This is a genomic window from Nocardia acididurans, assembly GCF_016741815.1.
In the GTDB taxonomy this organism is placed as follows: domain Bacteria; phylum Actinomycetota; class Actinomycetes; order Mycobacteriales; family Mycobacteriaceae; genus Nocardia; species Nocardia acididurans.
In genome coordinates this window covers 364,738-378,567 of the sequence record NZ_JAERRJ010000009.1, presented here as the reverse complement: position 1 = coordinate 378,567, position 13,830 = coordinate 364,738, and the positions used below count along the sequence as shown (strand labels likewise).

Annotated in this window: 12 protein-coding genes; 8 read left to right on the top strand and 4 right to left on the bottom strand. The window is 69.5% G+C overall.

Going from position 1 to position 13,830, the window contains the following annotated elements; all coding sequences use genetic code 11:
* Positions 1 to 120: 120 nt before the first annotated feature.
* Positions 121 to 1,167: a DUF3027 domain-containing protein gene (locus JK358_RS24920; protein WP_201951200.1), complete on the bottom strand. Its 1,047-nt coding sequence runs from the start codon at positions 1,165 to 1,167 to the stop codon at positions 121 to 123.
* A 17-nt stretch (positions 1,168 to 1,184) separates the two neighbouring features.
* Between JK358_RS24920 and JK358_RS24915 the strand changes: the two genes are divergently transcribed.
* The 3 genes from JK358_RS24915 to JK358_RS24905 all read left to right on the top strand — a co-directional run bounded on the left by JK358_RS24915 (position 1,185) and on the right by JK358_RS24905 (position 4,531).
* On the top strand, positions 1,185 to 1,976 hold the full coding sequence (locus tag JK358_RS24915) for a glutaminyl-peptide cyclotransferase (protein ID WP_201951198.1): 792 nt from the start codon (positions 1,185 to 1,187) through the stop codon (positions 1,974 to 1,976).
* 67 nt (positions 1,977 to 2,043) lie between these two features.
* Complete coding sequence (locus tag JK358_RS24910) at positions 2,044 to 3,888, top strand: MFS transporter (protein ID WP_307817714.1); 1,845 nt, start codon at positions 2,044 to 2,046, stop codon at positions 3,886 to 3,888.
* Between the two features lie 19 nt (positions 3,889 to 3,907).
* Positions 3,908 to 4,531: a DUF2771 family protein gene (locus JK358_RS24905; protein WP_201951187.1), complete on the top strand. Its 624-nt coding sequence runs from the start codon at positions 3,908 to 3,910 to the stop codon at positions 4,529 to 4,531.
* 122 nt (positions 4,532 to 4,653) lie between these two features.
* Here JK358_RS24905 and JK358_RS24900 read toward each other — a convergent pair whose 3' ends face one another.
* Entirely contained in the window at positions 4,654 to 5,100 is a 447-nt protein-coding gene (locus JK358_RS24900) for a cold-shock protein (RefSeq protein ID WP_201951532.1), read from the bottom strand.
* Positions 5,101 to 5,284: 184 nt separating this feature from the next.
* On the opposite strand from JK358_RS24900, the gene JK358_RS24895 reads away from it, so the two are divergent.
* From JK358_RS24895 to JK358_RS24880, 4 genes are all read left to right on the top strand, one after another.
* Positions 5,285 to 5,518, top strand: a complete 234-nt coding sequence (locus JK358_RS24895; protein WP_201951184.1) for a hypothetical protein — start codon at positions 5,285 to 5,287, stop codon at positions 5,516 to 5,518.
* A 421-nt stretch (positions 5,519 to 5,939) separates the two neighbouring features.
* On the top strand, positions 5,940 to 6,560 hold the full coding sequence (locus tag JK358_RS24890; RefSeq protein ID WP_201951181.1) for a resuscitation-promoting factor Rpf1 domain-containing protein: 621 nt from the start codon (positions 5,940 to 5,942) through the stop codon (positions 6,558 to 6,560).
* A 159-nt stretch (positions 6,561 to 6,719) separates the two neighbouring features.
* A complete protein-coding gene (locus JK358_RS24885) occupies positions 6,720 to 6,908 on the top strand; it encodes a hypothetical protein (protein ID WP_201951179.1) in 189 nt (62 codons plus the stop codon).
* A gap of 305 nt (positions 6,909 to 7,213) precedes the next feature.
* Positions 7,214 to 9,544: a helicase-associated domain-containing protein gene (locus JK358_RS24880; RefSeq protein WP_201951173.1), complete on the top strand. Its 2,331-nt coding sequence runs from the start codon at positions 7,214 to 7,216 to the stop codon at positions 9,542 to 9,544.
* 98 nt (positions 9,545 to 9,642) lie between these two features.
* Here JK358_RS24880 and JK358_RS24875 read toward each other — a convergent pair whose 3' ends face one another.
* Together JK358_RS24875 and JK358_RS24870 are read right to left on the bottom strand one after the other, a co-directional pair.
* Positions 9,643 to 10,161, bottom strand: coding sequence for an LppU/SCO3897 family protein (locus JK358_RS24875; RefSeq protein WP_201951170.1), 519 nt, complete (start codon positions 10,159 to 10,161; stop codon positions 9,643 to 9,645).
* Positions 10,162 to 10,465: 304 nt separating this feature from the next.
* Entirely contained in the window at positions 10,466 to 12,025 is a 1,560-nt protein-coding gene (locus JK358_RS24870; protein WP_201951529.1) for an endoglycoceramidase I, read from the bottom strand.
* Between the two features lie 143 nt (positions 12,026 to 12,168).
* On the opposite strand from JK358_RS24870, the gene JK358_RS24865 reads away from it, so the two are divergent.
* On the top strand, positions 12,169 to 13,827 hold the full coding sequence (locus tag JK358_RS24865; protein WP_201951168.1) for a DNA repair helicase XPB: 1,659 nt from the start codon (positions 12,169 to 12,171) through the stop codon (positions 13,825 to 13,827).
* Positions 13,828 to 13,830: the final 3 nt, after the last annotated feature.

Genomic DNA, 13,830 nt, shown 5'->3' with positions numbered 1-13,830 from the left:
GACGCCGGTGGGTCTCACCGGACGGGATCAGCCGGTTTCGAATACGGGTGGAAGCCGGGACGACGCCGCCGTGACGCCCGGCGAGCAAGGGACCGGGCGCGGCCGGTGAATCAGGTCCGCCTAGCGGGTTTCCGCGGCTCCGGGCTCGGCCGCCTCGGACTCCACCTTGACCGCGGTGACGACCCAGGCGTCGGTATTGCGGGCGTCGGCGTCGTCGAGGTCGAACAGGGTGCCCGCCGGTGCCGCGTCGGCGACCCGCGCATCGGATTCCGGCGCGGGAACGACCACCGAAGCGGTTTCGGCCACAGCGGCTTCCGGCGTCTCGGCCGCAGCGATGTCCGCGGCGATGGTGGGGGTGGCTTCCGGTGCTGCCGCTGCGCCGTCGGCGATCGTCTCGGCGGCGGGTTCGGGTTTGCGGAATTCCTCGGCGGGGACGATTTCCACAGCGGCGTCGTCGTAGGCCTCGTAGAGCGGGGAGCCGCTGCCGGTGGGGACGACCGTGTCGGAGTGCGCGCCGCAGCCGTAGGCGACGTGGACCACGCGGCCGTCGGCGCCCATGGCGTTGGCGCAGACGCCGAACGCGGCCTGGAGGGAACCGGCCAGGGGGACGAAGAAGCCGCAGACGCCGCAGGTGGAGGGGGCGGCGCGGGCCATATCGGTGTCGGGGCCGAATTCGGAGAACCAGCGGTCGGCTGCTTCCTCGCGGCCCTCGCGGGACAGGACCTGGGAGCGGCCGAGGCCGAGGGCGGTCGCGGTGTCGTCGACGATGGGGTCGCCGGTGATCATGTAGCCGGGGACCAGGCGGGGGTCGTCGGCGGGCGGGGCCAGCAGGTCGCCGGGGGCGAGGTCGCCGGGGCGGATGCGCTGATCCCAGGGCAGGAAGTCGGGGGCCACCAGGGCGTCGGGGCCCGGCAGCAGGGCCGACTCGCTCACCGTGGCGTGGGTCGCCTCCGGCGGCGCGGCCACGACGACCGCCCACTGCCAGCCGTGATAGCCGGGCAGGGTGGCCTGGAAGTGGTGGGTGGCGGCGGCATCGTCCTCGGCGGTCACGCCGAGATGTGCGCCCACACCCACAGGTTCCAGCTCCAGCAGAGCACGGCGGGCCAGCTCCACAGCCTCCGCCAGGATCGGCCGCACTCCGGACTCCGAAACTCCAACCGCGCTCACGCCCTACATTTTGCCGTATGGAACGCAATCGCCGCGCACCGGTAGCGACCGTCTCGATCGCGCTGACCACAGCCCTGGGACTGGCAGCCGCCACGGCCGGATGCGGCAAACCAGACGACACGCCGCGTATGCGGGTCGAGGTGGTCGCCGAACGCCCGCACGACACCTCCGCGTTCACCGAGGGCCTGGAATTCCACGACGGAATTCTCTACGAGAGCACCGGCCTGTCCGGCCGCTCCTTCATCCAGACCACGGCCGCCGACGGCACGCCCCTGACCCGCGCCGACCTCCCCGCGCCCCTGTTCGGCGAGGGCATCACCAACACCGGAACAATCCTGTGGCAGGTCACCTACACCGAGGGCATCGCCATCGCCCGCGACCCGGGCACCCTCGCCGAACTACGCCGCACCGGCTACGACGGCGAGGGCTGGGGCCTGTGCACCCGCAACAACCAGGTCGTCATGAGCAACGGCACCGACACCCTCACCTTCCGTGATCCGGACACCTTCGCCCCGGTCCGCACCGTCACCCTCACCTCCCACGGTGACACCCGCCTCAACGAACTCGACTGCGCCCCCGACGGTTCCGTCTACGCCAACGCCTGGCCCTCCGACACCATCCTGCGCATCGACCCCGAATCCGGCGCGGTGCTGGCCGTCATCGACGCCTCCGGCCTGCTCCCGCGCGGCTCCCGCCCCGCCGGCGCCGACGTCCTCAACGGCATCGCCGCCGTCCCCGGCACCGACCGCTTCCTCCTCACCGGCAAGAACTGGCCCACCTCCTACGAGGTCCGGTTCGTCCCCGAATGAGGGTTTGTGGCGGGCCACACCGGCGGTAGTCGCGCCGCAGTCGTTCGACACTGCAAGAATTGGGGGCGTGACAGCTCCCCGTGACCCAGGCGCCGACCCCGGTCGGTGGGGCGACGAGGAGTCTCCCCTCATCGATCGGCACCCCGGCTACGACCGGTACCCGCCCGCCAACCGGCCCGCGGCCAGGCCGCAACCGCCGCGCGGCGACGAACCGGACGTACCGGAGTTCCTGGCGCGCCGCCCGCCGACCCGGCCGATGGAATCCCCGCCCGCCGACACCCAGCAGACCCGGGTCACCGGATCGCGGTGGCAGCAGCGCTCCGCCGAGGAGCCGGGCAGCGCGCCACCGCAGGATCCGCGCATGCGCAAGGGCGCAGCGGGTACCACGCAGCCGTGGCCGACCACCGAACCCGAAGACGCGCACCCGCAGGCGAATTCGCAGGACGCCGTGGGTGAGCAGGACGCGCCGTCGAATCCGGGACTACACAAGCCGCCGCGGAAACTGACCGTGACGCGGGTGGCGGCGCGACGCAGTATCGAACTCACCGAGCGCGGGTTCGCGACCTTCCAGCGCGCGGCGAAGGCCGACGGCGCGGAGGAATCCGGGCTCACCTCGCTGGTGTACGCGACCATGGCGAATTTCGCGACCGACGCGGCCATCGCCGTGGCGCTCGCCAATACGCTGTTCTTCGCCAGCGCCACCGCCGAATCCAAGGGCAAGGTGGCCCTCTACCTGCTGATCACCATCGCGCCGTTCGCGGTGATCGCGCCGTTCGTGGGGCCCATGCTCGATCGACTACAGCGCGGGCGCAGGCTGGCGCTGGCCGGATCGTTCGGGCTGCGCATTTTCATCGCGCTGCTGCTGATCTTCAATATCGACAACTGGGCGCTGTATCCGCTCGCGCTCTGCATGATGATCCTCAGCAAATCGTTCTCGGTGCTCAAGAGCGCGGTGACGCCACGCGTCCTGCCACCGGGAATCGACCTGGTGCGCACCAACTCCCGGCTCACCGTCTTCGGTCTGGTGGGCGGCACGCTGGGCGCGGGCGGCGTGGCCGGGCTCATCGCCATCGCGACCGGATCCACCGGCGCGCTGCTGTTCGCGGCGGTGCTGGCGGCGGCGGGTGCGTATCTGAGCCTGCACATTCCGTCCTGGGTGGAGGTGACCGAGGGCGAGGTGCCCGCGACGCTGTCCTATCACGGCGACGACAAGCACACCGAGGTCCTCGACCCGGCCAAGGCCACCGACGTCCCGGCGAAGAAACGCCGTCAGCCCCTGGGCCGTTCGGTGGTGACGGGCCTGTGGGGCAACGGCACCATTCGCGTCCTCACCGGCTTCCTCACCTTCTATGTGGCCTTCGTCGCGAAGGCCACCGAGCATCGCCCGGTGCAGCAGGCCGCCATGCTCGGCGTGGTCGGCGCGGCCGCCGCCATCGGCAATTTCGTGGGCAATGCCACCGGCGCGCGCATGAAACTCGGCCGCCCGACGCTGATCGTGCTGCTGTGCACCATCGGCTGTGTGGCCATCGCCGCCCTGGCCGCGGTCTTCGGCAATCTGATCGGCGCGGCGGTCGCCACCCTGGTCGCGGCGGGTGCGAGCGCGCTGGCGAAGGTGTCGCTGGACGCCTCCATCCAGGACGATCTGCCGCCGGAATCCATCGCCTCCGGTTTCGGCCGTTCGGAGACGGTGCTGCAGCTGTCCTGGGTGCTCGGCGGCGCGATGGGCGTGCTGCTGCCCACCGTCTGGTGGAAGGGTTTCGCCATCGTCGCCGGTGTCATGGCGCTCGGTTTGATCCAAACGGTGGTCAGCTACCGTGGTCATTCGCTGCTGCCCGGTTTGGGTGGCAATCGACCACAGCATGCGAAGCAGGAGATCCCCGGCGCTCAACGGCTCGGGGAAGCCACCCCCTGACGGACAGGAACCCTTACCGGTGAGCACACCCAACGCCCGCACCATCGCCGCGCTAGCGGGAGCGGCACTGCTGGTTTTCGTGGCAGCCGTCGCCGCCGTCGTCGCCCTCGCGGTCCGCGACGCGCCGGAGCACGAACCGGATATCACCGCTTACGCGTACGGCAGGTCGGTCGTGGTGGAGCCGTACATGTACTGCAACACCCGCATGCAGGACTGCCTGGTGCTGCCGGCCGACATCGCGGCCGAGCAACTGCCCGACGGCGTCGTGTGCTCCGAGGGAACCGAATGCCGCACCGGCACGTCCGCCGAACTGAACATCCCGGGCGGATACCCGTTGCAGCTGTCGCTGCCCAAGCAGGTGGTGAACGCGCCGTGGCTGCTGACCGCCGTCTACCAGACGCCGGACGGCAGGCTGGTGCGCCAGCAGTTCACCAAGAGCGATTTCGAGACCGAGCACCGCGAGCTGAGCTGGACCGGTTTCAAGACGGTGAAGAAGTCGCCGAGCGCGATCCGCATCCCGTCGCTGCAGGAGCTGCCGCTGGTCGGCGTCGAGCTGGATCTGCCGATTCTGGCGCGGGACATGGCAACCGGTGAAGAGGGCTACATCCCGCACGCCGCGTGGTCGGTGCGCGTAGCCGCCTGAGCGTCGCGCCGAAGCCCGGTCACCGAGCGGGGCACGCTCGGCGCGGACATCGCGAAAGGGCCCCGTGAGCACAACCGCTCACGGAGCCCTTTCGCTTGTCCTGGAAGCGTTTTCGCCGCGACCTAGTGGTCGAGCTCGCGCGCGACGCCGCGCACGACCTCGGCGATGCGCTGGGAGGTCTTGCGGTCGGGGTACTTGCCGCGGCGCAGATCCGGCTGAACCTTGGTCTCCAGCAGGGTGATCAGGTCGCCGATCAGGCCGTGCAGTTCGTCGGCCGACTTGCGCTGGATGGGCGCGCCGTCGGCGCCCTTGCCGCGGCCGCCCCGCTCGCCGCGTTCCCCGCGCTCGGAACTGTTTCGCAGGGAAGGGGTTTCGAGCAGTTTGAGGCTGAGCGCCTGCGGTCCGCGACGGCCCGCGGCCATTCCGAATTCCACCCGCTGCCCGGGCTTGAGCGCCTCGACACCCTCGGGCAGCGCCGACGATCGAACGTAGACGTCCTCACCCTCATCCTGGGAAAGGAAGCCGAAGCCCTTTTCGACGTCGTACCACTTCACCTTGCCGGTCGGCACTGCGCTCACCCGTTCATAATTCGATGCCCGGGCGGACCCGGGCACAGTCGTGGCTTCGGACCGTTCGGTCCGCAACCTTTCTGCTTGCGAAAAGAACGCGCCCCACACAGGTATGCAGGACGCGATTGCCATCGAGTCTACCCCGGTGTGAATAGCGCGAGCACATCAGTTTTACGGTCTGGAGGTGTCCGACACTCCCTCGCAGCAGCCGTCCCGCAGGTCCGGAAGCTGGCTGCTCTACGCGTCACTCGCCTTGTTCGCAGCGGGATTGCTGGCGGTGCTGGCAATTTTCGTGATCGGTCTGGCGACCGACGCGAAGCCCGGCGTCTGGCTGTACCTGGTGGCGATGGGCGGAACCGCGCTCGGCTTCCTGGGGTCGGTGACGTTCGCGCTGTGGTCTGGTCGCCGGGCACGGTGATCGGTGTCGCCGCGCCCGGCGCGACACACTGATTGCCCCGTTCGTTACCCGGCCATGCCTGTGATCTTCGTCACATAACGAGGAGGTCACGGAGCGGTGTCAGACCCCTATCGCGCGAGACTCGCCGTGACCACCTGCGCAGACGCTAAGCGGAACCCGTTGCGCCGGTTCGCGTCCCGGACAGACACGTCGGTTACCAAATAGAGATTTTTCGCGGGAGTCGACGTAATGTCTCTCACCAGCCGGGTCAGCCCGGCGCCACCGGCCCGCCGCATCGCACCTCGCCCCGCGGGTACGGACCCCCAACTGGATCCAGGGGCGAGGACGAGGAACAGCGCACTCGGTGCGCCGGGCCGGACGACCTCTCAGTTCGACCCCGGTAGTCGGCCTCGTAGACGCGTACGAGAGGAACGACCCGAACATGAGTGGACGCCATCGCAAGCCGAGTAACACCGGTCGTACCGCCGCCAAGGTCGCCCTGACGGGCGCGATCATCGGTGGAGCCGGAGTGGCCCTGGCCGGAAACGCCAGCGCGGCACCCGACTCCGACTGGGATCGCCTCGCACAGTGCGAAGCCGGCGGTAACTGGCAGATCAACACCGGCAACGGATACCAGGGCGGCCTGCAGTTCTCGCCCAGCACCTGGCGGGCCCACGGCGGCGGCGAGTTCGCGGCCAGCGCCAACCAGGCCACCCGCGAACAGCAGATCGTGATCGCCGAGAAGGTCCTCGCCTCGCAGGGCTGGGGCGCCTGGCCCTCCTGCTCCTCGAGCCTCGGCCTCACCAGCGGTCCCACCGAGCGCACCGCGCCCCTGACCGAGACCCCGAAGTGGAACCCCGCCCCGGGCGCCACGCAGGCCACCGACGGTGGCAGCCAGGAGGTCTTCCAGGCTGTGGATCGCGCCGTGGAGGTCGCCCAGCAGAACGGCATCAACCTGCCGCAGCCGGTGCTCGACTTCATCAACGGGGCCAAGGCCAACGGCCAGCTCGACCCCACCCTCGTGAACTTCTACCAGGCGAACAAGGGCCTCCTGCCCAACTAGGAACCCCCTGCAGTTCGCGCTGCGTGAAAGCCCCGCATCACTGGCGATGCGGGGCTTTCGCGTGTTCGGGGTGGTTGTTGCTCGCGGATCACCGTGCGCCGGGCAAACTTCCGGGTGCCGGACACGGCGGTACCGACCCCCGCATGCCAGAATGAGCGCGTGGTGAACAAATCGAAGAAACCGTACGTCGACAACGGCTGGCCGCAGCTGCCCAATGGCGAGCACGCCGTCACCGAGCTCTCCTCGACGCGCTCCGGCAACCTGTCCCCCTACGGCGAGGACACCGAGTTCCCGCTGCCGGCCGACCAGCTGCCGTACGTCCACCCGCACACCGTCATCAACCGGTAGGTCCCGCACCCACCCATGCGGTCGACGGCGTGGCTGTGTTTCCGACGGCCGCCGCGCAACCGCCGGGCTCCGCATCGCGAGCCGGGTTGCCGTGGCGGCCGTCGAGCTGCTGTGCCCCAGGACACCCCGCGGCGTTCTCACGGCACTGGGCTGCGGCCCGTCCACACCGGGGCCTAGCCTGGGCTGGTGGAATCCGTCCGAGCGTCCGTCGCCGCGTTCCGAAGGGCTGTCGCCCCCGCCCGGTCGATCCGGTCCAGTACGGCCGTTGAGCAGACCCGCGAAACACCAAGGGCAAGGTGCCTGACGTGACCGAAACCGTCACCTCCGCCGAGCCGGGCAAGGCCGGTAAGGCTGCCGCGGCCGAGCCCACGCTCGCCGACTGGCTGGCCACGCGCGGCGACGAGGAACTCGTGACGCTGCTGCAGCTGCGGCCGGATCTGGCCGTGCCGCTGCCCGCCTCGATGGCGGTGCTGGCGGGGCGGGTCGAACAGCGCGCCTCGGTGCTGCGTGCCACCGATGAACTGGACACGCTCGATTTCGCGGTCATCGAGACGCTCGTCATCCAGGGCGGCGATCCGCGCACGCCCGAACCGCTCGCCCTGACGCGACTGCGCAAGCTGCTGGCCGACCGGGTTCCGAAGGCCGCCGTCGACGCCGCGGTGGCCCGGCTGCGCGCACGGGCCATCGTGTGGGGACCGGACAAGGCGCTGCGGGTGGCCACGGCCGCACAGGAGGCGCTGCCGTGGCCGCTGGGCAGCACCACCGAGCTGCCGGACGCCCTCACCGAACCCGAGATCGAAACCGCGCTCGCGCAATGCAATCCGCAGGAGCGCGGGCTGCTGGAGAAGCTGGCCGCCACCGGGCCGCGCGGGCGCAGCCGAGACGCCGCGCCGGGCACCCCCGAGGACCGGCCGGTGCAGCGGCTGCTGGCACTGCGACTGCTGAACTGGATCGACGAGGAGACCGTGGAGCTGCCGGTCTCGGTCGGGCAGATCCTGCGGCGCGAACCCGTCACCGATCCGCACGCGCTGACGCCGCCGCACACCGACATCAAGAAGCACTCCCCCGCCGATGTGAACGCCGCCGCGGCCGGTGAGGTGGGAGAACTGTTGCGGCACAGCGCCTCCGTGCTGGAGGCGCTCGGGCAGGGGCCCGCGCCCGCGCTGCGTTCCGGTGGCCTCGGCGTGCGGGAGCTGCGCCGCGTCGCCAAGCAGACCGGCATCGACGAGACCCGGCTCGGACTGCTCGCCGAAATCCTTTCCGCCGCACGACTGCTCGACAAGGGCGCGCCCGAGCCCATGCCGGAGGTGGACAGCGCCGACGACTACTGGGCGCCCACCACCACCGCGGACGCCTGGCTGGCCGTGGTGCCGCCGCGCCGCTGGGTGGTGCTGGCGCAGGCCTGGCTGGAGCTCGACCGGTTCCCGTGGATGATCGGCATGCGCGACGCCAACGACAAGCCCCTGGCGGCGCTGTCGGGTGAGCTACGCACCGTGCACGCCGTCCGTGACCGCCGCGCGATTCTCGGCCTGCTGGCCGAATACCCTTCCGGCACCGAGGTTTCCGCCGCCGATCTGGCGCGGGTGCTGGCCTGGCGGCAACCGCGCTGGCGGCGGCACTTCCGGCTGGAATCGGTGGAACGCACGCTGGCCGAAGCGGAGACGCTGGGCCTGGTGGCGCGGGGCGCGGTCACCTCCGCGGGCCGCGCGCTGCTGCACGGCAGCCAGGAGGACGCCGAATCCGAGATGGCGAACGCGCTGCCGGAACCGGTGGATCACGTGCTGGTGCAGGCGGATCTGACGGTGATCGCGCCCGGCCCGCTCACCCCCGAACTCCAGGATCGGGTCTCGCTGGTCGCGGATGTCGAATCCGCGGGCGCCGCAACGGTTTACCGCATCTCCGAAGCCTCGGTGCGCCGCGCCCTGGATGCCGGGGCCACCGCTGCCGAACTGCACCACCTGTTCACCACCCACTCCCGCACGCCGGTGCCGCAGTCACTGACCTACCTCATCGACGATGTGGCCCGCAGGCACGGCCGCCTGCGGGCGGGCATGGCTCAATCCTTCGTCCGCAGTGAGGATCCCGCGCTGCTCGCCGAGGTGCTGGCGGCCCCCGTCGCGGGGCAGCTGGCCCTGCGCGCGGTGGCGCCCACGGTCGCGATCTCACAGGCTCCGCTCGGCGAGGTCCTCGAACACCTGCGTGCGGCGGGCTTCAGCCCCGCCGGTGAGGATTCCTCCGGCGCGATAGTCGACCTGCGCCCGCGCGGTGCGCGAATCTCCGCCCGCGCCAACCAGAAACAGCCCTGGCGGCCCAATCCGCCTACCACGGAACAACTGCGGTCCCTGGTATCCGAACTCCGCGCCAGCGATCGCGCCGCGAAAACCCGTGGCGGCCAGACCATCCGGACCGATGGTTCCCGCACCAACACCGCGGCCACCCTGAACCTGCTCCAGCTGGCCGCCCGCACCCGCCGCTCGGTCCACATCAGCTACGTCGACGCCCAGGGCGTCGCCTCCCAGCGCGTGGTCGAACCGGTCCGGGTCGGCGGCGGCCAACTCGACGCCCGTGACCCGGTAACCGACTCGATCCGTCACTTCACCCTGCACCGGATCGCGTCGGTCACCCTGGTCGACTAGCCCGGACACGCGAAAGCGAGAATTCCGAGAGCGCTCCCGGCGGCCCGGCTCGGGGGGTTCGGGGGCGAAGCCCCTGAGAGCCCTCCCGAGAGTGGGGATCAGGCCTTGGCGGTGCCGAGGCAGAAGGTGGTGGCCGGGTCCGGGACCACGATGAAGTTCACGGCGTCGGCGCTGGCGCACTCGAATTCGTCGGCCTTGCCGTCGATGCGCTTGGTCACCTTGAAGGAGGCTTCCGGGGCGGTGCAGTCGACGAACCGGTAGCCGGTGCTCGGGTTCTCGTTGTAGCAGACGCCTTCCTTGAGGTTCGGCGCCAGGCACAGGAACGCGGTGGTGCCGCCGTTCAGCGTCTCCTCGTAGGAGGTGTAGCCCTCCTTGCAGGTGGTCGTCGAATCGAATACCTGCATGACCTTGTAGACGGCCTTCTCGGAGGAGCAGTCGACCGGTTCGGTCTTGGCCGACGCCCCTTCGAGCACGTTGATGCAGTCGCCGACCGCCGCCTTCGCGGTATCGGACTTGCTGGCGTCCTTGATCATGGAACACCCGGTCACGGCCGGCACGGCCACCGCCACGAGGGCGAGCCCGAGGCGGGTTACCAGCCTCGTTCCTGCGAACTTCACTAGCGAAAACCTTTCTCACCGAACAATTCACGGCTGCCGTGAACGCGGTGAGAATACCCTTCGACCAGCAGCGACCGCATCAGCGCCGCAAACGATTCTCAGAGCACGTTGTACAGGTACATCCCGTTGAGTCCCGACAGGGTGAGCTTGCTGAGGGTGCCGAGCATCTGGGCAAGGAGTGCGAGGCTTGTGTTCACGAGTTATCCCTCTCGACATTAATCTGGGCAACCGACCAATTGTGGCGCTCTGCACTGAGTTCGTGCGCGGCGGTTCGCGCGTTACATACGCTTTTCACATCTGCTCGTTACTGCCCGGAGGACGCGGTTCCCACCGAACCCGTTCCCGCCGAACCGGTTCCGGCGGATCCCGTTCCGGCCGACCCCGATCCAGCGGATCCCGTTCCGGCGGAATCGCCGGGCAGCGTCGCGCCCGGCGAACCGGGCCGCTCGATGTGCACGGTCACCGGCAGCGCGGAACTCGCCTCGACGGTGACCACCCGGGCCCCCGCCGCCGAGGTGACCACGCCGCCGTCCACCCGCACCCGGTAGCCGTCCGGATAGTGCAGATCGGACACATAGATCTCGGTGGGTTTCGCCGCCGCACGCGGCGTGTAGCGGTAGGCGAAGTCGCCGGTCGCCGAATCGAAGATCATGCGGCCCGGCGTGCCCGCGGTGGCCTGTGGGTAGGTCCGCACGAGTTCCCACCCGAGCTCCCCGAGGAACGGGTCCGGCCGCGGCCCGCCCGCCCCGAACCGTGACGCGTAGTGCCAGTACTGCCAGCCGATGAACCGCTCATCGGCGCGCCGCAGCGTCTGTGCCAGCACGCTCGCGTCGCCGTCGCCGAATTCGGTGACCAGCGTCGGTATCCCCGTCCGCGCGCTGAACGAGTCGATATTGCCCCAGGTCTTGTCCTGCTGCACCGAGCACAGCCCACGCAGGAAGGCCGGCAGTCCCAGATAGATGGCCAACTGGCTCGGAATGCAGTAGTCGTGCGGCGCGAAGGCGATGCCGGGTGAGGTGATCGGCGGATTCCTGCCCAGATTCGACGGCATGGTCTCGTTCCAGGTCACGTTCGGCTCCCAGAACACCGGGATGTCGCCGTCGCGGGCGCGCACCGCATCGGTCAGCTTCTGCATGGCCGCTTGATATTTCGTGTCGAAGCCGGGGCAGCCGTCGGGGAAGCAGGACAGGAACGCGGTCCCCGGCCAGGGCTCGTTCATGAGCTCGATGCCGAGTACTCCGGCGTGCCCGTCGAGCCGGGCGGCGAGTGCGCCCAGCGCCTGACCGAGGTAGTCCAGGACGCCGTTGTTGTTGTCCCACACCTCATCCCAGCCCAGGTTCATGCTCGGCATGAGGTAGTAGAGCGGGAATCCGGGATTGGGTTCTCCCGCTCCCGGCCGGGTCGTCAGCGCCCATTCCGGGAAGCCGTTGCCGTCCCACAGTTCCGACAGCCCGTCCTGGTGGTTGTCGAGCAGGGTGTGAATTCCGTACTGCGCCAAGGTGTCCACCACGGCGGCCACCCGGTCCAGGTACGCCGTGTCGACGATGCCGCGCGTCGGCATCAGCCCGTCGAAGGAGACCCCGAGCCGCACGGTGTTGAAGCCGTGCCCCGCGAGCAGCGCCGCGTCCTGTTCGGTGAGGGTGAAACCGTCGCCGAGTTCCACGTAGGGCGCGTCCTTGTCGACATTGTTGACGCCGTGCAGCAGCACGACCCGCCCGTACTCGTCCACGAAGCGGGAGCCCTCGATCCGGAGGTTCGCCGCCGGAGCGTCGGGGGCCGCCTGGGCCGTCGTCCCGGGCACCGTCATGAGTGCGCAGCCCACCGTCGCCGCACCCGCCAGCCATCGTTTCGCACGTATCAACATGGTCACCTGTCCAGTTTTGGGTGATAGTAGCCACAGGAACTCGGGTCTTGACCGTTTTCGCGGAATTCACCGCCCCGCACTGTCGGTGTCATCAGGAACAATGGACCACGGCCCGCTCGGGCCCGGACATTCCTGGAGGTGCGATGACCGACGGTCCGCTGATCGTTCAGAGTGACAAGACGCTGCTGCTCGAGGTCGACCACGAGTCGGCCGACGCCGCACGGCAGGCCATCGCGCCGTTCGCCGAACTGGAACGCGCGCCCGAGCACGTGCACACCTACCGCATCACCCCGCTGGCGCTGTGGAACGCGCGCGCCGCGGGGCACGACGCCGAGCAGGTGGTGGACGCGCTGGTCAAGTTCTCGCGGTACGCGGTGCCGCAGCCGCTGCTGGTGGACATCGTCGACACCATGGCCCGCTACGGCCGGCTGCAGCTGGTGAAGCATCCCGCGCACGGTCTCACCCTGATCAGCCTGGACCGCGCCGTCCTCGAAGAAGTGTTGCGGCACAAGAAGATCGCGCCGATGCTGGGCGCGCGCATCGACGACGACACCGTGGTGGTGCATCCGTCCGAGCGCGGGCGGATCAAGCAGATGCTGCTGAAGATCGGCTGGCCCGCCGAGGACCTGGCGGGCTATGTCGACGGCGAGGCGCATCAGATCGACCTGGACTACGCGGGCGGCCACTGGCAGCTGCGCGACTATCAGGAGATGGCCGCCGACTCGTTCTGGGCGGGCGGCTCGGGCGTCGTGGTGCTGCCCTGCGGCGCGGGCAAGACCATGGTGGGCGCGGCGGCCATGGCCAAGGCCAAGGCGACCACGCTGATCCTGGTCACCAATACGGTGGCGGGCCGGCAGTGGCGGCGTGAGCTGCTCGCGCGCACCTCGCTCACCGAGGACGAGATCGGCGAGTACTCGGGTGAGCGCAAGGAGATCCGCCCGGTCACCATCGCCACCTATCAGGTCATCACCCGCAAGACCAAGGGCGAGTACCGGCATCTGGAGCTGTTCGACAGCCGCGACTGGGGCCTGGTCATCTACGACGAGGTGCATCTGCTGCCCGCGCCCGTCTTCCGGATGACCGCCGATCTGCAGTCCCGCCGCCGCCTCGGCCTGACGGCCACCCTGGTCCGCGAGGACGGCCGTGAGGGCGATGTCTTCTCGCTCATCGGCCCCAAGCGCTACGACGCGCCGTGGAAGGACATCGAGGCGCAGGGCTGGATCGCCCCCGCCGACTGTGTCGAGGTGCGGGTGACGCTCACCGATGCCGAGCGCATGGCCTACGCCACCGCCGAACCGGAGGAGCGCTACAAGCTGTGCTCCACCGCACGCACGAAACTGCCTGTGGTGGAATCGATTCTGGCCAAGCACAAGGACGCCCCGAGCCTGGTGATCGGCGCGTATCTGGATCAGCTCGAGGAGCTGGGCGAGCATTTGAACGCCCCGGTCATCCAGGGTTCCACCCGCACCAGGGAGCGCGAGGAGCTGTTCGACGCCTTCCGGCGCGGGGAGATTCCGGTGCTGGTGGTGTCGAAGGTCGCCAACTTCTCCATCGACCTGCCGGAAGCGTCTGTGGCCGTGCAGGTTTCGGGCACCTTCGGGTCACGACAGGAGGAGGCGCAGCGGCTGGGGCGGCTGCTGCGGCCCAAGCAGGACGGCGGTCAGGCGCATTTTTATTCAGTTGTCGCGCGTGACACGCTGGATGCCGAATACGCCGCGCACCGGCAGCGTTTCCTGGCCGAGCAGGGGTATGCCTATCGCATCACCGATGCGGACGACCTACTCGGGCCGACGATAGGATAGAAA